This window comes from Kitasatospora sp. NPDC089797 (assembly GCF_040684795.1).
Lineage (GTDB): Bacteria > Actinomycetota > Actinomycetes > Streptomycetales > Streptomycetaceae > Kitasatospora.
Window position 1 is genome coordinate 83,062 of the sequence record NZ_JBFBGS010000020.1, and the last position, 23,953, is coordinate 107,014.

Here is a 23,953-nt window from a genome sequence, read left to right on the forward strand (position 1 = left end):
GATGACGAGCAGCGCGGTGCAGCCGGGGGTCGCCACCGGCCCCGGCACCGAACCCGTCGGCGCCCCCGGCCCCGGTACCGCCCCCGGCCCCGTCAGCGCCTCCGGTCGCGACGCCGCCCCGGACGTGCGCGCCGAGACGGACCGGCTGGCCGGCTCCGGCACCGACCGGCCCGGGCCCTACCTGATCGGGGTGCGCCACCACGCGCCCTCCCTCAGCGCGGTCCTGCCCGCGCTGCTCGACACCGCCCGGCCGGAGGCCCTCCTGGTCGAACTGCCCGCCGAGTTCCAGCCCTGGCTCGACCGGCTCGCCGACGGGGCCACCGAGGCCCCGGTCGCGCTCGCCGCCGCCCCGGCGGGCGCCGCCGAGGACTCCGGCGGGCTCGCCTTCTACCCGTTCGCCGACTTCTCCCCGGAACTCGTCGCCCTGCGCTGGGCCCGGCGCAACGGCGTGGAGGCCATCGCCTGCGACCTCCCGCTCGCCCACCGCACGGCCGCCCCCCGCACCGCCGCCCACCGCACCGGTTCCGACGGCCCGGCAACCCCCGGCGTCGCCGACGCGCTGCGCCACCGCCTCACCGGCCGGGCCTCCGACGAGGACCTCTGGGACCGCCTGGTCGAGACCGCCGCCCCCGGCTCCACCCCGGAGGCCGTCCGGCGCGCCGCCCTGCTGGTCGGCTGGGCGCTGCGCCACGACGCGCAGACCGGCCCCGGCGTCGACCCGTACGACCTGCGCCGCGAAGCCTGGATGCGCGCCCGGATCCGGGACGCCTCCGCCACCGGGCGCCGGACCGCCGTGGTGGTCGGGTCCTTCCACGCCCCCGCCCTGCTCGACGGGCCGACGGATCCCGGGCAGCCGCCCGGCCCGGACGACCCGGGGCACGTGCTCTCGCTGATCCCGTACACCTACCCGCTGCTGGACGCCCGGTCCGGCTATCCCGCGGGCATCCGCGATCCGGAGTGGCAGCACACCGTCCTCGCCGCCGGCGGCGACCCGCGGCGCCTCGGCGAGGCGCTCACCACCACCGCCGTCCGGATCTGCGCCGCCCTGCGCGCCCAGGACCACCCCTCCGGCCCGGCCGACGCCCGGGAGATCGTCCGGCTCGCCGGGGACCTCGCCCGCCTGCGCGGCCACGCCGCCCCCGGCCGCGGTGAACTCGTCGAAGCCGTCCAGACCGTCCTCGCCCAGGGCGAACCCCTCGGCCGCGGCCGGGCCGTCGCCCGCGCCCTCGAACAGGTCCTGGTCGGTACCCGCACCGGCCGTCCCACCCCGGCCGCCCCGCGCAGCGGCCTCGCCCCCGCGGTCGAGGCCCTGCTCGCCGAGCTCGGCCTCCCCGGCCCCGCCGACCCGGGCCCGCGCGAACTGCGCCTCGACCCGCTGCGCAGCCCGCTCGACCGCCGCCGGGAGATCCTCTTCCACCGCCTCGCGGCCTGCGGCGTCCCCTACGCCGACCCGGTGGCCACCACCGGTCCGGGCGGCACCGAGACCCTCGGCACCCGTTGGCAGCTGCACTGGACCCCCGCCGTCGCCGCCCTGCTCACCGTCGCCGGCACCCGCGGTGTCACCCCCGCGCAAGCCGCCGAGGGCTTCCTCCGGGCCAGGCTCACCGAGGACCCGACCCCGCGCGAGGTGATCGACGGCCTCACCGCCGCCGCCTCCTGCGCCCTGCCCGCGCTCACCACCACCCGTCTCGCCCAGCTCACCGCCACCCTCCCCGCCGGCGCCACCCTCCCCGACCTGTTGGAGGCCCTCACCCTGCTCGACCGGCTGACCGCCGGTCACTTCCCGACCCCCGGGAACGGCCCGGAGGACCCGGCCGTCCCCGCTGCGGCCGCTTCCGCCGCTCCGTTCGAGGGTGCCGTGGAGGTGCTGACGGCGGCCGCCGTGCGACAGGTGGAGGGCCTGGGCGGGTCGGACGATCCGGCCGATGCGCGGGCGCTGGTGGAGTTGGCCCGGCGGGCGGACCGGCTGGGCGGGGTGCGGCTCGGGTACGTCCTGGCCGAACTCGCCGCGCGGGGGAGCCCGTTGGTGCGCGGTGCGGCCGGCGCGGTGCGGGTCCTGCTCGGGCAGGAGCCGGCGGAGGTGTTCGGCGGGCGGGCCGCGTCCTGGGTGGACGGGGCGACGGACGTGCGGGCACGACAGGTGCTCGGGCGTTTGCTGGTCGGGGTGCTGACGGCGGCCGAGGGGCTGTTCGACAGCGCTCCCGAGGCGCTGGAACCGCTGCTGGAGCGGGTCGGGTCGCTGCCGGACACCGGTTTCCTGGACCGGCTGCCGGCCCTGCGCGGCGGCTTCGACACGCTCAGTCCGGCCGCCCGCGACCGGCTGCTCGCACTGGTCGAGGAGCGGCTGGGAGCCCGGCTCACCGCGCTGCCGGAGCAGACCGACCCGGCGCTGGTGGCCCGTTGGGTGCGCGCGGACCTGGCGGCCCGCCGGGGGCTGGCCGGTCGCGGCCTGCTGCCGCCCGCCGCCCCGCAGGCCGACCGCCCGCCCGTCCCGGCTCCCGCCGGCCGGCTGCCGGGCCCCGGCACCGCTCCCGGGCACGCCCTCGGCTCCGCCGAACGCTGGCGGCTGCTGCTGGGCCGCCCGGGAGCGGGCGGCCTGACCGGTCGGGGCGCCCGACTCGCCACCGCCCTGGACGAGTTGTACGGCACCGGGCACGGCGAGGGATCCGGCCCCGGGCTGGACGACAGGGGCGGCCGGGGCGGGGGCCGTGAGGCGCCCTTCCCCGGGGTGCGCGAGTGGGCCGAGGAGTTGGAGGCGCTGTTCGGCCCGGGGCTGCGCGAGGAGGTCCTGGCGACCGCGGTCGCCCACGGCCGGACGGACGTCCTGGAGGCGATCGACCCGTCCGCCGTCCGCCCCTCCGTCGAGCTGCTGCGCATGGTGCTGGACCACGCGGGCGGCCTGCCGGAGGCCCGGGTGGCCGGGCTGCGCCCGCTGGTGCGGCGGCTGGTGGACGAGCTGAGCCGGGAGCTGGCGACCAGGCTGCGCCCGGCACTGACCGGGATCAGCGTGCCGCGGCCGTCCCGGCGCCCGGGGGCCGGGCTGGACCTGCACCGGACCATCCGGGCCAACCTGGCCACCGCCCGGCCCGGACCGGACGGCGAGGGCACCGTGATCGTGCCGGAGCGCCCGGTGTTCCGGACCAGGGCGCGGCAGGCCAACGACTGGCGGCTGATCCTGGTGGTGGACGTGTCCGGGTCGATGGAGGCGTCCACGGTCTGGGCGGCGCTGACCGCCTCGATCCTGGCCGGGGTGCCCTCGCTGAGCACCCACTTCGTCGCCTTCTCCACCGAGGTGCTCGACCTGACGGAACGGGTGGCGGATCCGCTGAGCCTGCTGCTGGAGGTGCGGGTCGGCGGCGGCACCAGCATCGCGACGGGGCTGCGCTACGCACGGGAGCTGGTGACGGTGCCGTCCCGGACACTGATCGCGGTGGTCAGCGACTTCGAGGAGGGCGGCCCGGTGAACGGGCTGCTCGCCGAGACCCGGGCGCTGGTGGACTCCGGCGTGCACCTGCTCGGCTGCGCGGCGCTGGACGACACCGGGACGGCCCGGTACTCGAAGGCGGTCGCGGGCCGGCTGGTCGCGGCCGGCATGCCCGTGGCGGCACTGAGCCCGATGGAACTGGCCCGCTGGGTGGGGGAGAAGGTGCGATGAGCGTGACGACGTCGGAGAGCGACTGGCCGGGCGTCCGGCCCGAGGTGGTCGCCGAGGTGGTGTCCGGGCTGAGTGCCCGCCTGCAGAAGCGGCTGGACGGTGCGGCGGCGAAGCTGGCGCAGCGGCCGGTGAGCCGGGTCGGCGGGGAATGGCGGGTGCAGGTGGACGAGGAGGCCCTGCTCGTCCTGCACGCCCCCGACGGGGTGGTGGTCGGCCCGGACGACGTCCGGTGCGGCTGCCTGCTGGCGCCGGCCTGCGTGCACCGCGCCGCGGCGGTCTCCCTCTGCCCGTTGGCCGAGGCACCGGAGGCCGCGGACACCGACCCTGCGGTGGATGCCGCAGGTGCCGGGAACGTTGCGGGTACCTCCGCGGCGATCGGCGCCGTCGAGGCGGGCGGCGGAGCCGGGGCGAGCGGTACGGCTCCCGCACCCGCCGCTCCCACCGCCGCACCCCCCGCCGCCCTCACCCCGGCCGAACTCGCCGCCGCCCGCCCGCTCCACCGGGCCGCCTGCGCGCTGCTGGCCGCCGGGGTGAGCGGGGCGGGTGCCGTCGCCCAGGCCGAACTGCTGCGCGCCGCCCACCGGGCCCGGGTGGCGGGGCTGTACCGACCGGCCGCGGCGGCGGTCGCCGTGGTGACCAGGATCCGGTCGGCGCGCTCCGGTGCGCCCGAGCACCGGCTGGCGGACCTGGTGGCCGGCCTGCGCGACCTGCTCGCCCTCACCACCGCCCTGACCGCTCCTGCCCTGGCCGCCCCCGCACCGGCCTCCCCGACCTCCCCGGCTGTCGACCCCGCCGCGCTCGCCGCCCTGCGCGGCACCGCCCGCCAGAGCTACGCCGAGGAGGGCGGGCTGCGGCTGTACGGGCTGTTCGCCGAGCCGGTGCTGACCGCCACCCACGCGGGCGCGGTCAGCTGGGCGGTGGACGCCGGCGGTCGGCTGAGCACCGTCGCCGAGGTGATGCCGCACGGCGACGCCACGGCCGCCGCGCCGCTGGCCGTCGGGGCGGGCAACCGGACGGTGCGGCTGGGCGATGCGGCGCTCAGCCACCGCGAGTTCAGCCGCGGCGGGCTGGCCGTCCAGGGCGCGACCAGGTCGGTGTCGGGACGGCTGGGGGCGGGCGCCTCCGTCCGGGCGGTCCGGGCGGCCGGCGCGGCCTGGACGGCGGAGCCGTCGGTCCGGCTCTGGTCGGAGCCGCCCGCCGCCCAGGTGGCGCGGGCCCTCGCGGCACAGGAACTGCCGTACGAGAGCCGTCCGGCCGGGAGCGACCTGCTGTTCCTGGACGTCACCCTGCTGGGTGCGGCGCCGACCGGTCCCGACGGGTCGCTCCAACTGCTGGCCCGCGCCCGCTCCGCCGCGTGCGGGCCGGTGGCCGGCCCACCGGCCACCGAGCCGGTGGCCGCCGACCTGCCGGCCGTCGAACCGGTGATCGCGCTGCGCCCCGGGCACGAGCATCCCGACCTGGCCTTCCGGGCCAATCTCGCGCTGCTCGCGACGGCCCCCGGCCTGCGGCTGCGGCTGATCGGCCGCCTGGAGCGCGCCGACCATCCGGAGCTGCGCGTCCTCGCGATCGGCACGCCCCCGGACACGGGCGGGCCCGCCCCCGACGGGCGCGAGCCGCACCGCCTCGCCCTCCCCGCCGACCGGTCGGGCCGGGTCAACCTCGGCCTGGAGCGCCTCCAGACCGCCGACCTCCAGACCACCGACCTCCTGACCGCCGAGCTTCAGCCCGACGACCTCCAGCCCGACGAGTTCCGGAGCGCCGACCCGCGCACGCCCCCGCCGGGCCTCCCCGCCGCGCCGCCGGTCGGCCCACCGGTGCACGTGCTGGGCCGCCGGGTGGAGCAGACGGTCACCACCGGCCGATCCGCACTCGCCCCGAGCGCAGCCACGGCGGCGGCCGACCGGGGCCTGCTGCGCGCCGCGGGGCTGGCCACCGCCGCAGAGCTGCTGGACGGCCTGCGGGCGGCCGGGGTGGACCAGCGGCGCGACGTGTTCGGCCGGGTCGTCCCGGACGACCACGAGGCCTTCGCCACCGCCTGGCTGGCCGCGGCCGACTACATCGAGGCGCTGGCGACCGCGCTCTGTGCCGCCGCGTGGGGGGAGGAGGAGACGGCACGTCCGGACGAGGCATGAGCCGAACTATTTGCAGAGACCGATAATCCGCGCCAACTGGCATACTTGGGGGAGAGGGGACGGAACAGGACGCGAAGGGAAGGCGAGCCATGGGCATCCGCGACGATGCGGCCGAGGTCCGAGCCAGTGGCTGGCGGACGCTCGCGGCGCTGCACGGACTGATCGACACCGCGCTGGAGAAGGCGCTCCAGGCGGAGCACAAGCTCTCGGTGGTCGAGTACACGGTGCTGGAGGCGCTCTCCCGCCAGGACGGCTGGCACATGCGGATGCAGCAGCTGGCCCGTGCGGCGGCGTTGAGCAGCAGCGCGACCACCCGGCTGGTGAGCCGGCTGGAGGAGCGGGGCCTGCTCAGCCGCTACCTCTGCGCGGACGACCGGCGCGGCATCTACACCGAGCTGACCCCGGAGGGCCGCGTCCTGCTGGAGGCGGCCCGCCCGGTGCACGACGCGACGCTGGAGGCGACGCTGGCCCGGGCCGCCGAGCTGCCCGAGCTGGCCCCGCTGGTCGACGCGCTCGCCGACCTCACCCCGGCCAAGGCGTAACACCCGAGGCGTACCGCCGGGCTGCGCCCTCGGGCGGAGGGCCGCGCCTCGCGGCAGCCCGCCCGAGGGCGCGGTCTCAGCGCCGCCCGGCGGCCAGCGCGTCCCGGTGCACCCGGTCCAGCAGGGCGAGCAGCAGCTCCTTGCTGGACGCCCGCTCCCGGACGTCGCACAGCACCACGGGCACCTCCGGCCCGAGGTCGAGGGCGTGCCGGACGTCCTCCGGCGTGGCCTCACGGCGGCCGTGGAAGCAGTTGACGCCGATGGCGAACGGGATGCCGCGCTGCTCGAAGAAGTCCACGGCGGCGAAGCTGGATTCGAGCCGTCGGGTGTCGGCGAGGATGATCGCACCGAGGGCGCCGAGGGCGAGGTCGTCCCACATGAACCAGAACCGGAACTGCCCGGGCGTACCGAAGAGGTAGAGCACCAGGTCCTCGCGGACGGTGATCCGCCCGAAGTCCATCGCCACCGTGGTGGTGGACTTCTCCTGGACGCCGTCGAGGCTGTCGACCCCGATGCTGGCGCGGGTCATCCGCTCCTCGGTCTGCAGCGGTTCGATCTCGCTGACCGAGCCGACCATGGTGGTCTTACCGACGCCGAAGCCGCCGGCGACGAGGATCTTGACCGCGCCCGGCACCAGGCTCTGGGTCGTCAATTCGGGTCTCCTGGAAGGGAACTGGGAGTTTCGAGGAGGGCGGGTGGCCGGCCGGCGGCGCACCGGTCAGAGCCGGCGGACGCCCTCGATCACGGCCTGGATCAGTGAGATGTCCGGCGCCTCGGCGAGCTGGACCGGCGCCCGGGTGAGGATCAGCCGGGCCTCCGCCAGGTCGTCGAGCAGCACCTTGACCACGCTCACCGGCAGGTCCATGCTGGCCGCGATCTCGGCCACGGCGAGCGGGCGTTCGCGGCACATGTCGAGGATCGCGGCCGGCTCGGGGGATAACCGGCTGGTGTCGTTGCGCGGGTCGGCGGTGACCACCAGGGTGATCAGCGCGAAGCCGTCACGGACCGGGCCGGTGCGCCCGTTGGTGATCGCGTAGGGGCGGACCAGATGGCCGGCGTCCTTGTCGTAGAACCAGCCCTCGTCGGCGTCGGCGGTGGTCACGCACCGCCGCCCGCGCCGACCTGGCCCGCGTCGCTGCGCGGCGCCGCGGTGAGGTACTGGCCGACCTGCTTGACCAGCATGTTGATCTCGTAGGCCATCAGCCCGGCGTCCACCTGCTCGCTGGTGAGGACGGCGAGCCGGGCGCCCTGTCCGGCGGTGGTGACGAACAGGTACAGCTGGTCCATCTCGACCACGGTCTGCCGGACCCGTCCGCCGTTGAAGCGGTGCCCGGCGCCGCGGGCCAGGCTCTGCAGGCCGGAGGCGACGGCGGACAGGTGCTCGGCGTCGGCCCGGTCGAGGTCCTGGGACATGCCGACCAGCAGGCCGTCCTCGGAGAGGACGATGGCGTGCCGGGTCTCGGGTACCCGCGCCACCAGCTGGTCCAGCAGCCAGTTGAGGTCGCGCTGGGTGTCGGTGTGCTGCGTCATCACTGCTGTTCCTTGGCTTCCTGAACGGCGGAGGCTTCCGCGGCCCCCTCGGGGGCGGAGGTCGTGGCCGGGTCGTGGTCGGTGGCGGGTGCGTCCGGTCCGCCGGGACCGGTCGCGCGGGCGCTCCGGGTGCCGCGCTGGATGGCGGCCATGGTGGCGCGGGAGCGGGCCGGCGAGGGGTCGTCGGCCTCGCCGAAGCGCGGCCCGGTCGGGGCCGCCGGGGTGACCGGGGCCGCCGGGGACGGCACGGTCGGCGGCACCGTTCCGCCGGGCGCGTTGGCCTCGCGGAGCTGCTCGGCGAGGCTGGCGTTGCGGACCCGCTGCGGCAGGATCCGCGGCGTGCGCAGTTCGCCGTCCGGGCCGTGCTCCCCGTGCTCCTCCTGGGGGCGTTCGTGGCTGGGAGCGACGTCCGCCGGGAGTTCGGCGGCCAGGTCACCGGCACCACCGGCACCACCGACGCCGCGCTCGGCGACCCCCGGGACGACTCCCGAGGCGGCACCCGGGCCGAGCAGGCCCGCGGCGAGCTCCGCCGACGGGCCGGTCGGCAGGTCGTACGGTCGCGGCAGCACGGGCCGGGGGACCACCACGGCACCGGGCAGCCCGGGGATCTCGGCGCCGATCGGCAGTCCGGCGTTGTCGGGGACGGCCGGGCCGCCCACGGCGTCCTGTCGCTCGACCAGCTCGCCGATGACGATCCCCCCGTTCGACCCACCGGCCGCCCCGGCTCCGCCGGTCGCACCGGGAACACCGGCCGGACCGGCCGAGGCCGCCTCCGGACCGCCGAGGCCGACCGCGGCCCCCGTGCCGCTCCCCGTGACGCCACCCGTACCGGCGCCGCCCGGCGCGCCCCCGAGGAGCCCGCTGAGCACCCCCGCGAGCGCGCCCGACAGCTCCCCGTCGACCTCGCCGAGGTCACCGAAGTCGCCGTCCGAGGGCCGCGGTTCGGGCACCGGAGTGCGGGTCACGCGGGCGCCGGAGGGCAGTCCGGGCACCGCGGCCGGCTGCTCGGCCTGCTCCAGCAGGACGGCGGGCACCAGCACCACGGCCCGGGTGCCGCCGTACGGCGAGGGCCGCAGGGTGACCTGGATGTCGTGCCGGGCGGCCAGCCGCGCGACGACGAACAGGCCGAGCCGCAGGTCGTCGCCGAGCGCGGAGACGTCCAGCTCGGGCGGGTTGGCGAGGTACTCGTTGAGCCGCTCGTACTCCTCCTCGGTCATGCCGAGGCCGCGGTCCTCCACCTCGACCGCCAGGCCCTTGGGGACCTCCTGCGCGGAGACCTGCACCTGGGTGTACGGCGGGGAGAAGGTGGTGCCGTTCTCGATCAGTTCGGCGACCAGGTGGATCACGTCGGCGACGGCCTGCCCGCTGAGCGAGGAACGCGGCACGCCCTGGACGACGACCCGGGCGTAGTTCTCGGTCTCGGAGACGGCGCTGCGCAGCACGTTGACCATCGGCACGGCGTTGCGCCAGCGCCGGGCGGGCAGCGCGCCGCCGAGGATGACCAGGTTCTCGGCGTTGCGCCGCATCCGGGTGGCCAGGTGGTCGACCGCGAACAGCTCGCGCAGCAGCTCGGGTTCCTCATGCTCGCGCTCCAGCGCGTCGAGCATGCTGATCTGCCGGTGGATCAGGATCTGGGTGCGGCGGGCGATGTTGAGGAAGACCTTCTTCGTGCCCTCGCGGCCCTGGGCCTGGTGGACGATGGCGGCGACGGCGGCCTGCCGGACGGCGGCCAGGCCGTCGGAGGTCTGCTGGACCTCGTCGCCGACCCGCCGGGACGGCGTCCAGGTGGGCGGGGCGGGCACCGCCTCGCCGGCCCGCAGCCGCCCGACGACCTCGGGGATCTCCTGCTGGGCGAGCGCGAGGGTGTCGGTGCGCAGCCCGGCCAGCCGGGCGGAGAGGGTCCGGGCGGCCCTGATGCCGCGGACCAGGCTGACCAGCAGCACCAGGGCGACGACGGCGGTGCCGGCCACCAGCGCGGTGCGGTCGGCGGAGTCGCGCAGCAGGTAGGCGGCGTACCCCCAGGCGGCGGCGAGGCCCAGGCTGGGGACCAGCACGAGGGCGAGGAGCGAGCTGCGGAGGGAGCCGGACCGGCCGGCGCGGTGGCCCGTGCGGGGGGCCGATATGCCTGGCATCTGATTCCTTGTTCCAGGGCCGGGTTGCCGACCGGGTCTGGGGGCCGAACGGCGGGTCGACCCGAGCGGCCCGGCCGGGCTTCAGGGCGCCGAGGCCGGGGTCGCCGGACGGAGTGACGCGGTGTCATCGTCCGGGCGGGGTGCAGCGCGGCCGCCGACGGCAGGAAACCTATCAGTCCCAGGTGCCCTCATCGCAACATCAACTGACGATATGTGAACGGTTCCTGACCGTGGCGAACAGCCCTGATCAGGGGGTCGGCCGACGGAACGCCGCAGGTCAGCGGGGGCGGCCGGGAAGCCGGAGCGGCTCCCCGGGGGCCGGGTGGGCCTCCGGGGAGCCGTCAGGATCAGGTCAACGGGCGCGGGTCGAACGGTCGGGGCGACGAAAGCGGCCGAGCCGGGCCGGCGAACCGGGCTGCCGAGCCTGGTCACCGGGCCGCCGGCCGGGTCAACTCGCCGCGGAGAGCGGCACCACCTGTGCCCCCTGCCCGCCCTGCACGCCCGCCCCGCCCCGCCCGCGACCGAACCGCGCCTCCGTCGGGACCCCTTCGGCCTCCAACTGGTTGAGCTCGGTCCACGCCCAGCTCGCCAGGTCGGACAGCTCGGCCGACCACTGCTTGCCGTAGGTGCCCGCCGCCACCTGTCCGAGCCGCAGCTTCTGCACGTCCGAGGTGCCGGCCGGGGCGAAGATGTGGGTGGCGTCCCGCAGGTAGCGGATGATGTGGTGCTCCTCCTGGGTGCCGCGCGCGGCGAAGATCTCCATCGCCTGGCGCGCCGAGTCCATCGCGTACTCGGTGTTGACGAGCTTGGCGTTCATCAGCTCGGCGTCGCAGGCCTTGCCGTGGTCGAGCAGGTGCGAGGCGTGGTAGGCGGCCAGCTTGGCCGTCATCAGCCGGGACTGCATCTCGCCGAGCTTCAGCGCGATGCTGTTCAGCTGGTTGATCGGCTTGCCGTAGAGCACCCGCTCCTCGGCGTAGCGCACGGTGTCCTCCACCACGGCGACGTGGATGCCGAGCGCGACCGCGCCCAGGTTCAGCCGGCCGTAGAGCGTGGAGGAGGAGTAGGCGACGTCGAGGCCCTGCCCCTCCTCGGCGAGCCGGTTGCCCACCGGGATGCGGCAGTCCTCGAAGACGAGCTCGCCGAAGCTGAAGCCGTGCAGGCCGCCCTGGGTGCCGGCGGTGCCGGTGCGGAAACCGGGCCGGTCGCTCTCGACCAGGAAGGCGGACAGCCCCCGGCTGCCCGTGTCGGTGCGGAACACCACGCCGTGGACGTCGCCGATGTGCGAGTTGCCGACGAACACCTTGCGGCCGTTGAGGACGTACTCGTCGCCCTCACGGCGGGCGGTGCCGGCCATGCCGAGCACGTGGCCGCCGGACTCCGGCTCGGTGACCGCGATCGTCGGGAGGGACTCGCCCGACGCGAACTTGGGCAGCCATGCGCGCCGTTGGGCGTCCGAGCCGAAGTGGATGACCTTGGCGACGCCGAGCTGCGAGGCCTGCGCCATCGCGCCCATCGCGCCGCTGACCCGGGCCAGCTCCTCCACGATGACGGTCTTGGCGAGGTGGCCGAGGCCCAGGCCGCCGAACTCGCGGGGGATCGTGACGCCGATCCAGCCGCGGCGGGCGATCTCCCGGGAGAGTTCGAACTCGATCTCCCGGTCGGCCTCCATTCTGGCCACCTGAGGACGCACCTCCTTCTCCGCGAACTCACGGACCTCCGCCCGGAGGCTTTCGTGTCGCTCGTCGGTGAAGTAGTCCATCGCCATGCTTGGTCCTCTCGTTCCGGTGGGCGTCGTGCCTCCGTTCACGCCGTCGATGCCGCTCCGGCCGCTCCCCCTCGGGATCGGGTGGGGGTGTGGAGGTGTGGCGGTGCCGATCGCTTCGAAGCCATCGGTGCATGCGGACCTTGGGCCGGTTCTCCCATGAGGCACAGGAACTACCGTCCGTGTCTTCGGCAGGGCTCATTGTCATATGTGCACATGGACTTCACACCTAGTGGATCTTGGATTGGCGGGATTCGGCCCGTCCTTCGCATGCTTGGCAACCGGTGGGTTTTGCCGTGATGTCGGAGGGGGAGTGAGGTTCCCCCGCCCCGACCCCGACCCGGGGTCGCTCACATGCTGCTTTGACTGTGCATCGGCAAGGCTGGTGGCCGGTCCCGGTTCCACCGCTGTACCCGATTGTCTGATTACATGTGCGCCATGACTGATGTGATGAGCACTCAAGGCCAGTTCCCGGGTGCTGCCGGGGAATCCGAGCGGACCCGCAGGTTGCGCAGCCTCGGTCTCAACGAACCCTCCGCGGACGAGGCCTTCGACCGTTTCGCCCACCTGGCAGCCAGTATCACGCGGGCTCCCATCGCCATGGTCAACTTCATCAACGACGAGCGCCAGATGTTCCGGGGGCTCTACATTCCGCCAAACTCGTCCGATGTCGCGGTCGAAGAAGGCGCTTCCTGGGCGGACCGGGGCATCGCCTTCGACCTCCCCACCCGGCAGATGCCGCTGAGTCACGGTTTCTGCCCGCACGTGGTCGCCCAGCGCTCACCCCTCGCACTGGACGACATCCTCGCCTACCCCCGGTTCGCCGGGAATCCCGTCGTGGACGAACTCGGTGTCCGGGCCTACCTCGGCGCCCCGCTCGTCGACGACACCAACACCGTCATCGGCACCGTCTGCGTCCTCGACCGGGAACCCCGGCAGTGGGGGCGCGAGCGGCTCCGCGACATCCAGCACCTCGCCGAGGCGCTGCTCTCCGAGATCCGGCTGCGCGACAACCTGCTCGCCCAGCAGCAGGAGATGTTCGCCGCCTTCGACGGCTCGCCGTTCCCCATCATGCTGACCGACGGCCCCGGCCAGGAGATCCGCTACGCCAACGCCCAGCACGCCGACACCTTCGGCGCCCCGGTGGCGTACGGCTCGATCGGCACGGCCTACCCGCAGCTCGGAGCGGCCGGCCTCCAGCAGGCCGTCTCGGAGGCCTACCACACCGGTCGCGCCACCGTCCTCAACGACGTCCGGATCCAGTCGGGCCGTCCCGAGGCGCAGCGCACCCAGCAGATCTTCAGCTTCACCTGCACCCCGCTGCGGGTCGCGCGCACCGGCCAGGTCAACGGAGTCCTCACCGTCGGCATGGACGTCACCGCCCAGTCCCGCACCGAGGAGGAACTCGGCACCCTGGCCGCGCTGCTGGTCGACCGGCTCCAGCAGAACGGCGCCACCCCGGCCGGTCGGCCGGGCATCGCCGGCGGGGCCGGACTCGTCCTGCCGAGCTGAGCGGCCGACCGCCGCTCGTGCGCGGCAGCACGGTCCGCGGCCGAACCCGACCGCAGCACCGACCGAACCGCCCACCACCGTGGCGGGGCGCCTCTCACCCCCGTGGAGAGGCTCCCCGCCACGCTGTCGTTCCGGGACGGACGCGACCGGCCTTACGGAGCACGGCAGTTCGCCGCTCCGCCTGCCGCCGCTCCGTTCGGCGTCTGCCGATCGCCTTCTGCCGTCCTCCGTCGGTCGCTGCGCCGCGGTCGTCCCGGTCGTCCCGGGCGTCCCGGGCCGAGCGGGTGAACCGGCCGCCGCCCGCGTCCCGGCCGGGCCCGGCGGCGCGCGGCCGGTGGTAGGCATGGGCCGCATGGACTGGATGGACTGGTTCGCCGCCCCCGACTACTGGCTGAGCCGCCTGCTCGTCCAGCGCCTGCTCGCCGGCCTCTACCTGGTCGGGTTCCTCACCGCCGCCGCGCAGTTCCGCGCCCTCATCGGCACCGACGGCATGCTGCCGGTGCCCCGCTTCACCGCCCGCGTCCCGTTCCGACAGGCGCCGGGGCTCTTCCACCTCCACTACAGCGACCGCTTCTTCGCCGCCGTCGCCCGGAGCGGCGCCGCACTGGCCGCCGCCGTCGCGGCCGGACTCGGCGACGCCGTCCCGCTCTGGGCGTCGATCCTGCTGTGGGCGGTGCTCTGGGGCCTCTACCTCTCCATCGTCAACGTCGGGCAGACCTGGTACTCCTTCGGCTGGGAGTCGCTGCTGCTCGAAGCCGGCTCGCTCGCCGCGTTCCTCGGCAACGCCGACACCGCGCCGCCCACCCCCGTGCTCTGGCTGATGCGCTGGCTGGTCTTCCGGGTCGAGTTCGGGGCCGGACTGATCAAACTGCGCGGTGACAGCTGCTGGCGCGACCTGACCTGCCTGCGGTACCACCACGAGACCCAGCCCATGCCCGGACCGCTCAGCTGGTTCTTCCACCACCTGCCCGACCCGCTGCACCGGGTCGAGGCCGCCGCCAACCACGTCGTCCAACTCCTCGTCCCGATCGGCCTGCTGCTCCCGCAGCCGGTCGCGAGCTACGCGGCCTGCGCCGTGGTCGCCACCCAGCTGTGGCTGATCGCCTCCGGCAACTTCGCCTGGCTCAACTGGCTGACCGTCGTCCTCGCCCTCGCCGCCGTCGAACCGGCCCGCCTCGGCCTGCCCGTCCACGCCCCGGGCCACCCCGGCGCCCCCGTCTGGTACCAGGCGCTGGTGGCGGCCGTGACCGCCGCCGTCCTGGTGCTCAGCTACTGGCCGGTGCGCAACCTGCTCTCCCGGGGCCAGGTGATGAACCGCTCCTTCAACCGGCTCCACCTCGTCAACACCTACGGGGCCTTCGGCAGCGTCAACCGCCGGCGCCAGGAGGTCGTGCTCGAGGGCACCGACGAGGCCGTCCTCACCCCGCACACCGTCTGGCGCGAGTACGGGTTCAAGGGCAAACCCGGCGACGTGCGCCGCCTCCCGCGCCAGTACGCCCCCTACCACCTGCGGCTGGACTGGCTGATGTGGTTCGCCGGCATCTCGCCCGCCTACGCCCGTCCCTGGTTCCTGCCCTTCGTCGCCCGCCTGCTGGCCGGGGACCGGGCGACCCTGCGGCTGCTGCGCCACAACCCCTTCCCCGACGCCCCACCGACCCACGTCCGGGCGACCCTCTACCTCTACCGGTTCACCGGATGGCGCGAACTGCGGGAAACCGGCGCGTGGTGGCACCGCACGGCGCTCCACGAGTACCTCGCGCCGGTCGACCTGCCCGCCCTCGGCCGGGCCGGCCACCGCCCGCCGCTCGGCCGCCCCGCCGCCGCTGCCGCCACCGGCCCCGTCCGAGGCCGGCGCACCGTGCCGCTGGACGGGCTGCGCCGACCGCGCCCGCCCCGGACGGAACACCCCGGCCACCCGTCCGGACCAGCGCCGGGCCACCCGGGTGGCCCTCCCGAGTAGCGGCCAGGCGGGCGTTATGGCACACGACACCGGTCCGACCGGCGGTGGGTGCGTGCAAGGCTCGAACGGGCACCCGTATTCTTGGCCTCCACAACCGGCGGCCCGACCGCGCACCCCCCGGCCCCGCCCCAGGGGCACCCGCGCACCCGGTCCGCCGCCCCCTCGCCGTCAGCCCCGCCGTCGTCGCCCAGAACCGGACCTCACATGACAGTGCTTCACTCGCGCAACGCCGACGCAGCCGACCCGGCGGACGTCGCCGACGCCGTAGACGTCAAGGACCCCCAGGACGCCGCCGCGGAGCCCGACCTCCGCGAAGACCTCGGCCGCTACGCCGAACTCGGGGCCTTCACGCTCAGCGCCGACACCCACGCCTGGTACGCGGCCGTCGACACCGTGGCCACCCCCGAGGACGCCCGGGCCGCCTCCACCGCGCTCGCCGATCTGCGCGGCCGCGACCTCCAGCAGACCTGGGAGGCGGTCACCGCGCTGGCCGCCGAGGTCAAGCTCGACGAGCCCGACACCGTCGCCAAGACCGCGCTGCTGGTCGAGATGCTCCAGCGGGTGCGCCGCACCTCCGCGACCCTGAGCACCGCCGCCTACGACGCCGACCTGGTCGCCCTCGCCGCCGCCACCGCCGACAGCGCCTGGCGCCGCGAGAACGGCGTCAAGCTCTCCTGGCTGCGCGGCCGCTCGCTGCGCAAGCAGGCCACCGCCCTCGCCCACGACCGCAAGGTCCGCCGCGAGGACCTGCACGAGGCGCTCACCTCCGCCGAGATCGAGCGCCGCGCCTGGACCGCCATCGCCCCCGCCGGCACCCTGCCGAGCGTCCCCGCCGACGGCTCCCTGGTCGAGCGCACCGCCCAGGCCTTCGACCCGATCAACACCGGCCTGCGCGACCTCGCCCGCCTGCTGCCCGACCACGACCTGGACGGGCTGCCCTTCGCGGAACTGGTCGACCTGGTCGAGCGGCTCGCCGCCGACGAGGGCACGCTCTACCGGCTCCCCACCATCCGCAGCCTGCGCGCCACGCTGGAGGAGGCAGGCCTCGCCGACCTGCTCGCCGAACTCACCGCCGCCAAGGCCGACCGCCGCGCCGCCGAGGCCGCGTACACGGCACGCCAGGCGCTCGCCGGTGGGCAGCGCGACGGGCTGGCGGACTCGGCCGTCGGGACCGAGACCTCGCCCGAGACCTCGCCCGAGATCGAGGCCGAGGCCGGGACCGGGACCGGGGTGGAGGAGACGGGCGCCGACATCGAGGTGTCCGAGGTCGAGACGCCCGACGCCGAGGCCGCCGCACGCCAGGCCCTCGCGGGCGGGCAGCGCGACGGGTTGGCGGAGCCGACGTCCGCTCCGGCGGCGGAGACCGTCGAGGCCGACGTCGAGGTCGAGGCCGACGTCGAGGTCGCGGGCGGCGTCGAGGTCGAGGCGGGCACCGAGGTGGCCGTCGGCGTCGAGGCGGTGGCCGCAGTGGAGGCCGAGACCGAGGTCGAGGTCGAGGCTGAGGCCGAGGGCGCCGTCGGGACCGAGCCTGCTGCCGAGGAGGAGGTGACGGAGGAAGCCCCGGTCGCCGTGGTCTCCCTCCCCGCGCCCTCCCCGGCCGCCGACGACCTGGTGGCGGCAGCGACCGCCGCCGTCACCGAGGCGGCTACGGCCGACGACGTGGTGGAGCAGGCGGGGGCCGTAGCGGTCGAGACGGCGGAGGCCGAGGAGCCCACCGTCGAGGCCGAGCGCCCGGCTGCCGAGGTTGTCGAGCCTGCTGCCGAGGTCGAGGTTCCGGTCGTCGAGGTTGTCGAGTCGGCGGTCGAGGCCGAGACCGTCGAGGAGGCCCCGGCCGTGGCGGTCGAGGTTGCGGCCGTCGAAGTTGTCGAGCCGGTAGCCGAGGTCGAGGCCGCTGAGGCCGAGGTTGCGGCCGTCGAGCCTGCTGCCGAGGTTGAGGTCGAGGTTCCGGTCGTCGAGGTTGTCGAGTCGGCGGTCGAGGCCGAGGCCGTTGAGGACGCCCCGGCCGTGGCCGTCGAGGAGCCCGCCGTCGAGGCTGAGGTCGCGGCTGTCGAGGTTGCCGAGCCTGCTGCCGAGGTCGAGGTCGTCGAGGAGGCCCCGGCCGAGGAGCCTGCCGTCGAGGAAGCCCCCGTCGCGGAGGTTGCGCCCGAGGTCGAGGCCGCCCCCGAGGCGGAGCCGCAGCCGGAGCCCGCTCCCGTCGCCGTCGTCGAGGAGTCCGCCCGCCGTCCCGCGAAGCCGGACTTCACGCCCGGCCGCCCGGTGACCGCCTACTCGGCGGAGGAGCTGCTCGCCGTCGTCCGCTGGATCGACGGCGACGGCACCGAGCGGAGCGACGAGGAACTGCTCCGCGCCGCCATGAAGGAGCTGGGCTTCGCCCGTCTCGGCCCCCGGATCAAGGAGGCGCTGGGCGCCGCCGTCACCGCCGCGCGCGGCTGACGTCCGGGCGGCTCGACAGGCCGGCAGGCCGACAGTGGACACGCAGGGCCCGGGACGCACGAGCGTCCCGGGCCCTGCGCCGTACCGCCGTCGGGCGGGGGCGGCGTCAGCCGGCCGTGCTCCACGGCTGGGAGGCCATCAGCGCCTTCACGTTGGCCACGTACTTCGGGTTCGGGATGTCCAGGCTGCCGACGACCTGGCCCGTGGTGGGGTCGGTGACGGCGGTGTAGTGCACGTTGCCCGCGCCCGCGTTGTAGGCCGAGATGACCAGGTCGAGCAGCGGGGTCTTGCCGGTGGCCGGGTCGGGGGAGAGGTCGTACTTGCCGTCGAACGAGGAGTCGCCGTAGTAGGCGACCAGCCAGTCGAGCAGTTGGGTGCCGAGCTGGACGTTCCCGGCGAGCGTCTTGGGGTCGGAGGTGGTGCCGTACTTGCCGTTCATCCAGCTGACGGTGTTGGTCATGACCTGCATGGTGCCGATGCCGCCGTCGCAGGCCAGGATGCCGGACTGCCAGCCGCTCTCCTGCCAGGCGATCGCCTTCACCAGGGCGACCGGCAGCGGCGGGAGCCGGTCGGTGCCGCCGGAGCTGAGGGTGAGCACCCGGGACTGGCCCGCGGCTGCCGCGAGTGCCGTGCCGACCGCGGCCTTGGGCTCGTCCGGCTGCGGCTTGCTGGGCTGGCAGCCGCTCTGCAGCGGGGGTACGTGCGGGACCGGCGGGGCGGGCGGCGCGGGGAGCGCGACGGCGCCGGGCTTGGCGGTCGGCACGGGTGCGGGGATCGCGGGCTTCTCGACCGGGGGCTGGGTGGCGGGGGCCCCGGCCGCGGTGCCGCCGCCCTTGGCGCCGGCGGCCTGGGCGGTGGGCGAGGACTTCGCCGTACGGGCAGAACTGGCGCTCGGGCTGTGCGAGGCGCTGGGGCTCGCGGACGCCGAGCCGGTCGGCGTCGGGCTGACGGCGGCGGACGGGCTGGCGCTCGCCGTGTCGCTCGGTGCGGCGGTGGCCGCGGTGAGCGTGGTGCCGGACGCCGCGTCGGGGTGCTGGTCGGCGCTCTTGCTGCCGCAGCCCGTCAGCACGGCGGTCGTCACGGCGACGGCGGACACCAGGACGGCGGTCCGTCGGGTGGCGCTCGAACTCATCTGTGGTCCCCCCCACTTGTCACCGGTGATCCCGGTGAGTGGCGGTCATCCTATGGTGTGCCTTATCCGCCAAGAACGAACGGGTGATCGATCGCCTGCCGGAGGAGTGCCGGGGCGTCCACGAGGGACGGCCCGTACCAGGTCAGGTGCCGTCCGCTGACCAGCGCGACCGGGACGCCCGGGAACGCCTCCGGGCCGTCCTCGGCGGTGAAGCGGTACGGTTCGTCGGGGAGCACCACCAAGTCGGGCCGCTCCGAACGGAGTTCGGGCAGCGGTACGGCGGGGTAGCGCTCGGGGTGCCCGGCGTGGACGAGCCGCAGGCCCAGCCGGTGCAGCAGGTCCCCGGCGAAGGTGTCCCGGCCGAGCACCATCCACGGGCGGCGCCAGATCGGCACGATCACCCGGGGGCCGTCCGCCGGTCCGGGCGGGAGACCGCGCCAGGCCGCCTCGGCCTCCGCCAGCCAGGCCGGGCGCGGCAGTCGGCAGGCGACGGTGAGCAGCCGGTCGAGCGAGCGGAGGCCGTCGTCCAGGGTGCGGATGTCGGTGACCCAGACCGGCACCCCCGCCGCCCGCAGGGCGTCCAGGTCGGGGCGGCGGTTCTCCTCGTCGTTGGCGATCACGAGGTCCGGGCCGAGCGCCAGGACGGCCGGCACGTCCGGGTTCTTGGTGCCGCCGACCCGGGTGACGGCCAGGTCGGCGGGGTGGCTGCACCAGTTCGTGGCGCCGACCAGCAGGCCGGGCGCGGTGGCGGCGACGGCCTCGGTCAGCGAGGGCACCAGGGAGACCACCCGGCGCGGCGGGCGCGGTCCGAGCGGGACGGGCAGGCCGAGGTCGTCGTGCGGTGCGCACCGGACGGGCGGATCGACGGGGGCAGCCATCCGGCCACCCTACGCGCGGTGCGACGGGATCCCGCGCGGAGTCGCCGGAAGGACCGTGCTCGGAGTCGCCGGGAAGACCCTCGTGCGGAGTCGTCGGGAAGGACCCGTCATCGGCGGGAACCCGCCGCCGTCCGCGCCCGACTACCTGGTCCGGGCCCGCAGACGGGCCCCACAGCACGATCACCCACCAGGAGAGTCCTCATGCGCCCTCGCGTCGTCTGCGGTATCGCGGCCGCCGTCGCCCTGTTCGCCACGGCCTGTGGAAGCGGCGGTGGGGGCGGACAGAGCGTCTCCGTCACCGCGCAGGCCGCCCCGACCGGCGGCAGCTACCCCGTCACGGTCGCCGACTGCGCGGGCAAGGACACCACCATCAGCAAGGCGCCGACGAAGATCGTCACCAGCAACGCGGCGAGCCTGGAGATGCTGCTCCGCCTCGGCGCGGGCGACCGGGTGATCGGCACCGGTTTCCCGCCCGGCAAGGGCAGCCTCCCCGCGGACCTGGCCGAACAGGGCGCCAAGGTCCCGGTGCTCGGCGACAAGAGCATCCCCAAGGAGAAGCTGCTCGGCTCCGGCGCCGACCTGTACGTCGACACCTTCGGCGCGATGCCGATGATGGGCGGCGGCGCCACCGGGCCCAGCCCGGAGGAGTTCGCGGCGGCCGGCATCCAGCACGTCTACCTGCTGTCCACCGCCTGCGCCGGGACCCCGAAGGCCGCCAAGGCGCCGCGCACCGACCTCGCCGCGGTGGAGGACGACATCCGCCGCCTCGGTGCCGTCACCGGCACCGCCGCCCGCGCCGAGGAACTCGTCACCGGGATGGAGAAGCAGATCGGCGAGGTCCGCACCGCGCTGGCCGGTGTCCCGGAGGACAAGCGGCCGGGCTACTTCGTCTTCGACTTCGACGCCGGGACCAAGCAGCCGACCGCGGTCTGCGGCCGGCAGGTGGCCAACGCGGTGATCTCCCTGGCCGGGGCCCGCAACGTGTTCGCCGACTGCGACGCCGACTTCAAGCCCGGCTCCTGGGAGGACGTGGTCGCCAAGAACCCGGACTGGATCCAGCTGGCCGTGCGCAACCGGGGCAGCGAGGAGGCCACCCGCAAGGCCTTCGACGACGCCGAGGCGTTCCTGAAGGGCTTCCCGGCGACCCAGGGCCTGAAGGCGGTCCAGGAGGGGCACTTCGTGCGGCTCGGCTCCGAGGTCACCACCATCGCGGGGGTGCGCAACGCGGACGCCGTCCGGCAGATCGCCGCCACCGTCCACCCCGACCTCGTCAAGAACGGGCAGTAGCACGTGACGTCGGTCGCACCCGACGCCGAGGCCGACGCCTCCGGCACCGACGCTTCCGGTCCCGCCGCCCTCCCCGCCGCCCGGCGCCCGGCCCGCACGCTGCGGGCCGGGCCGCTGGCCGGCGCGCTCGCCGTCGCCCTGGTGCTCGCCCTCACCGCCGCCGTCTCGCTCGGCTCGGTGGACGTCCCGCCGGGCGAGGTCTGGTCGGTGGTCGCCCACCACCTCACCGGCCGGGCCCCCGAACCCGGCACCCGTGACCTCATCGTCTGGCAACTGCGTGTCCCGCGCGCGCTGTTGGCGGCTCTGGTGGGCGCCGGGCTCGGCCTGGTCGGCACCGCCGTGCAGGCGCTGGTCCGCAACCCGCTGGCCGACCCGTACCTGCTCGGCATCTCCTCCGGCGCCTCCCTCGGGGCGGTCGCCACCCTCGTCCTCGGCACCGCCTTCGGCCTCGAACTCTCCTTCGGCAGCGCGCTCGGCCTCACCGTCTCCCTGGCGGCCTTCGCCGGCGCGCTCGCCGCGTTCTCCCTGGTCTGGCTGATGGCCCGGCGCGGCGGCGGCTTCTCGCCGCTGCGCCTGGTGCTGGCGGGCATCGGCATCGCCCAGTTCCTCGGCGGCATCACCAGCTACCTCGTCCTGCAGACCAGCGACGAGCAGCAGACCCGGGGCGTGCTGTTCTGGCTGATGGGCAGCCTTGGCGGCGCTGTGTGGGCCCAACTCCTCGTCCCGGTCATCGCCGTGGCGCTCGGCCTGGCCCTGCTCCAGGCCCGCGCCCGGGGGCTCAACGCCATGCTGATGGGGGACGAGACGGCCGCCGGGCTCGGGGTGGACGTCGCCCGGCTGCGCCGCGAGGTCTTCGTGGTCACCAGCGTGCTCACCGGCGTGCTGGTGGCCGTCTCCGGGGCGATCGGCTTCGTCGGCCTGATGGTGCCGCACGTCTGCCGCCTGCTGGTCGGCGGTGACCACCGACGGCTGCTGCCGCTGTCCGCCCTCACCGGGGCGGTCCTCCTGGTCGTGGTCGACACCGTCGCCCGCACCGCCCTGGCGGGCCAGGAGCTGCCGATCGGGGTGGTCACCGCCGTGCTCGGCGCCCCCACCCTGCTCTACCTGCTGGACCGACGACTGGAGCGCAGTTGAGGATCGCCGTCGAGGACCTGAGCGTCGCCCTGGCCGGCCGCACGGTGGTGGCCGGGGTCCATCTGGTCGCGGAGGAGGGGGAGATCGCCGGACTGGTCGGGCCGAACGGCAGCGGCAAGTCCAGCCTGCTGCGCACCGTCTACCGGCACCTGCGGCCGAGCGCCGGACGGGTGCTGCTGGCCGGGCGGGACCTGGCGGAGCTGCGGCCCGCCCAGTCCGCCCGGCACATCGGCGCGCTGCCCCAGGAGCGCGGCGGGGACTTCGAGTTGAGCGTGCGCGAGGTGGTGGCGATGGGGCGCACCCCGTACAAGCGGGCGTTCGCGGCCGACGACGCCGAGGACCACCGGATCACCGCCGAGTCGCTGGCCCGGGTCGGCATGGCCGGGGCCGCCGACCGCCGCTTCGCCGAACTGTCCGGCGGGGAACGGCAGCGGGTGCTGCTGGCCCGGGCGCTCGCCCAGCAGCCGGACGTCCTGGTGCTGGACGAGCCGACCAACCACCTGGACGTCCGGCACCAGGTCGAACTGCTCGCCCTGCTGCGGGAACAGCGCCGCACCACGCTGGTCGCGCTGCACGACCTCAACGCCGCCGCCTCGGTCTGCGACCGGCTGCACGTGCTGCACCGCGGCGCCCTGGTGGCCTCCGGGGCGCCGCGTGAGGTGCTGACCGCCGAGCTGCTGGCCGAGGTCTTCGGGGTCCGTGCCGCGGTGGTCGAACACCCGCTCACCGGTGACCCGTTGATCGCCTTCGACCACCGTTCCCCGGCGGACGCCGGGGCGCTGCGGTAGACCGGCCGTCAGCGGCTCTCGTAGTGGCTCGGCCGGCCCTCGCGCAGCACCGGCCGGCCCAGCCGCGCGGCCTCCTCGTGCCGGAGCAGCTCCCAGCTGCCGTCCGGCCGGTGGAGGACGGCCGAGTGCCAGGGCGTCATCCAGGCGTCGGCGGCCGCCAGCAGCCGGATGCCGAACTTCTGCGCCCCGGCCGGCTGCGGGTGGATCGACAGCCGTACCGCCCGGGGATGCTGCTCGCCGATCAACTCACCCCAGGCGCGGCTGCGTTGGATCACCCCGTAGGCGCGGCGGCGGCACTCCCGCTGCAACGCCGACCGGGTGCCCGGGAAGTCCACGGTGTCCTCGGTGAGGAAGCGGGTGATGCCGCGGTAGAGCCGCAGGGTCTCCTGCTCGGTCAGCACCTGTTCGCGCAACTCCTCGACGGTGGGCGCGTACTGCTCGTGCACCCGGGCGCGCTTCTCGTCGTACGGCAGGTCGCCGAGCACCGCGCGCAGGTCGAAGGTGTCGAGGTGGTGCAGCCGCTCGCGCTCGATCATCGCGGTCAACTCGTCCGAGTACTCGTCGATGTGCCGGTCGGGAACGTTGATCAGGTCGCCGAAGATGTGTCCGTCCGAGCAGATCAGGATCCGGGCGCCGGGCGGGTGGATCCGGCCGATCCGGGCGCAGAGCTCGTCGAGGAAGGACAGCGACAGCCGTTCGCCCTCGTCGGGCAGGTGGCCGAGCACCTTCGCCGGGTTCGGTGACTTGCACGGGAAGCCCGGCAGGGTGAACACGATCGGCTCGCCGGCGGCGATGAAGTCGGCCAGCTGGGCCAGTTGGAACGGGAAGTGCTCCGGCCGGGCGTCGACCTCCGGGTCGGAGGCGCGGCGGTGCGGAAGCAGCAGGGCGAGGACGCGGGCGGCGAGCTGGGCCGGTGCCGGCTGCCCGGTGTCGGCGGTGTTGCCGGTGGTGCCGGTAGTGCCGGCGGCGCTGCCGGGCTCGGTGACGGGGGCGACGGGGGCGGTGGCGGTGCCGACGGGCGGCATGATGGATCTCCTCCACGGATGGACGGGCGGGCGTACGGGCTCCGGGCAGGC

17 protein-coding genes are annotated in these 23,953 nt (G+C 75.3%); 9 read left to right on the plus strand and 8 right to left on the minus strand.

Annotated elements, in window-relative coordinates; all coding sequences use genetic code 11:
• Window position 1: 1 nt before the first annotated feature.
• The 3 genes from AB0O91_RS18135 (at window position 2) to AB0O91_RS18145 (ending at window position 6,329) form a co-directional block, all read left to right on the plus strand.
• Window positions 2–3,655: a DUF5682 family protein gene (locus AB0O91_RS18135; protein WP_363433771.1), complete on the plus strand. Its 3,654-nt coding sequence runs from the start codon at window positions 2–4 to the stop codon at window positions 3,653–3,655.
• Window positions 3,652–5,787: a hypothetical protein gene (locus AB0O91_RS18140; RefSeq protein ID WP_363433774.1), complete on the plus strand. Its 2,136-nt coding sequence runs from the start codon at window positions 3,652–3,654 to the stop codon at window positions 5,785–5,787. The genes AB0O91_RS18135 and AB0O91_RS18140 overlap by 4 nt, the downstream gene beginning before the upstream one ends.
• Before the next feature lie 89 nt (window positions 5,788–5,876).
• Entirely contained in the window at window positions 5,877–6,329 is a 453-nt protein-coding gene (locus AB0O91_RS18145) for a MarR family transcriptional regulator (protein ID WP_363433776.1), read from the plus strand.
• A 76-nt stretch (window positions 6,330–6,405) separates the two neighbouring features.
• Here AB0O91_RS18145 and AB0O91_RS18150 read toward each other — a convergent pair whose 3' ends face one another.
• From AB0O91_RS18150 to AB0O91_RS18170, 5 genes are all read right to left on the minus strand, one after another.
• A complete protein-coding gene (locus AB0O91_RS18150; protein ID WP_363433779.1) occupies window positions 6,406–6,981 on the minus strand; it encodes an ATP/GTP-binding protein in 576 nt (191 codons plus the stop codon).
• Between the two features lie 66 nt (window positions 6,982–7,047).
• The gene (locus AB0O91_RS18155; RefSeq protein WP_363433782.1) at window positions 7,048–7,431 is read right to left on the minus strand and encodes a DUF742 domain-containing protein; all 384 of its coding nucleotides are present in this window, start codon (window positions 7,429–7,431) and stop codon (window positions 7,048–7,050) included.
• The gene (locus AB0O91_RS18160) at window positions 7,428–7,859 is read right to left on the minus strand and encodes a roadblock/LC7 domain-containing protein (RefSeq protein ID WP_363433784.1); all 432 of its coding nucleotides are present in this window, start codon (window positions 7,857–7,859) and stop codon (window positions 7,428–7,430) included. The genes AB0O91_RS18155 and AB0O91_RS18160 overlap by 4 nt, the downstream gene beginning before the upstream one ends.
• Entirely contained in the window at window positions 7,859–9,991 is a 2,133-nt protein-coding gene (locus AB0O91_RS18165; RefSeq protein ID WP_363433787.1) for an ATP-binding protein, read from the minus strand. The genes AB0O91_RS18160 and AB0O91_RS18165 overlap by 1 nt, the downstream gene beginning before the upstream one ends.
• 448 nt (window positions 9,992–10,439) lie before the next feature.
• A complete protein-coding gene (locus tag AB0O91_RS18170) occupies window positions 10,440–11,750 on the minus strand; it encodes an acyl-CoA dehydrogenase family protein (RefSeq protein ID WP_363433924.1) in 1,311 nt (436 codons plus the stop codon).
• 441 nt (window positions 11,751–12,191) lie between these two features.
• Between AB0O91_RS18170 and AB0O91_RS18175 the strand changes: the two genes are divergently transcribed.
• The 3 genes from AB0O91_RS18175 (at window position 12,192) to AB0O91_RS18185 (ending at window position 17,658) form a co-directional block, all read left to right on the plus strand.
• Window positions 12,192–13,265, plus strand: a complete 1,074-nt coding sequence (locus AB0O91_RS18175; RefSeq protein ID WP_363433789.1) for a GAF domain-containing protein — start codon at window positions 12,192–12,194, stop codon at window positions 13,263–13,265.
• 361 nt (window positions 13,266–13,626) lie between these two features.
• A complete protein-coding gene (locus AB0O91_RS18180; RefSeq protein ID WP_363433927.1) occupies window positions 13,627–15,225 on the plus strand; it encodes a lipase maturation factor family protein in 1,599 nt (532 codons plus the stop codon).
• Between the two features lie 204 nt (window positions 15,226–15,429).
• Window positions 15,430–17,658: a hypothetical protein gene (locus tag AB0O91_RS18185; RefSeq protein WP_363433792.1), complete on the plus strand. Its 2,229-nt coding sequence runs from the start codon at window positions 15,430–15,432 to the stop codon at window positions 17,656–17,658.
• A 106-nt stretch (window positions 17,659–17,764) separates the two neighbouring features.
• Here AB0O91_RS18185 and AB0O91_RS18190 read toward each other — a convergent pair whose 3' ends face one another.
• Together AB0O91_RS18190 and AB0O91_RS18195 are read right to left on the minus strand one after the other, a co-directional pair.
• On the minus strand, window positions 17,765–18,790 hold the full coding sequence (locus AB0O91_RS18190) for a lytic transglycosylase domain-containing protein (RefSeq protein ID WP_363433795.1): 1,026 nt from the start codon (window positions 18,788–18,790) through the stop codon (window positions 17,765–17,767).
• A gap of 62 nt (window positions 18,791–18,852) precedes the next feature.
• Window positions 18,853–19,668, minus strand: a complete 816-nt coding sequence (locus tag AB0O91_RS18195) for a helical backbone metal receptor (RefSeq protein WP_363433798.1) — start codon at window positions 19,666–19,668, stop codon at window positions 18,853–18,855.
• A gap of 201 nt (window positions 19,669–19,869) precedes the next feature.
• Between AB0O91_RS18195 and AB0O91_RS18200 the strand changes: the two genes are divergently transcribed.
• From AB0O91_RS18200 to AB0O91_RS18210, 3 genes are all read left to right on the plus strand, one after another.
• Window positions 19,870–20,955 carry an ABC transporter substrate-binding protein gene (locus AB0O91_RS18200; RefSeq protein ID WP_363433800.1) on the plus strand — a complete coding sequence of 362 codons (1,086 nt, stop codon included), beginning with the start codon at window positions 19,870–19,872 and terminating at the stop codon, window positions 20,953–20,955.
• Between the two features lie 99 nt (window positions 20,956–21,054).
• Complete coding sequence (locus AB0O91_RS18205) at window positions 21,055–22,089, plus strand: iron ABC transporter permease (protein ID WP_363433930.1); 1,035 nt, start codon at window positions 21,055–21,057, stop codon at window positions 22,087–22,089.
• Window positions 22,086–22,877 carry an ABC transporter ATP-binding protein gene (locus AB0O91_RS18210; RefSeq protein WP_363433803.1) on the plus strand — a complete coding sequence of 264 codons (792 nt, stop codon included), beginning with the start codon at window positions 22,086–22,088 and terminating at the stop codon, window positions 22,875–22,877. The genes AB0O91_RS18205 and AB0O91_RS18210 overlap by 4 nt, the downstream gene beginning before the upstream one ends.
• Window positions 22,878–22,885: 8 nt before the next feature.
• Here the strand turns inward: AB0O91_RS18210 and AB0O91_RS18215 are convergent, their stop codons facing one another.
• Window positions 22,886–23,902 carry an isocyanide synthase family protein gene (locus AB0O91_RS18215; protein WP_363433806.1) on the minus strand — a complete coding sequence of 339 codons (1,017 nt, stop codon included), beginning with the start codon at window positions 23,900–23,902 and terminating at the stop codon, window positions 22,886–22,888.
• Window positions 23,903–23,953: the final 51 nt, after the last annotated feature.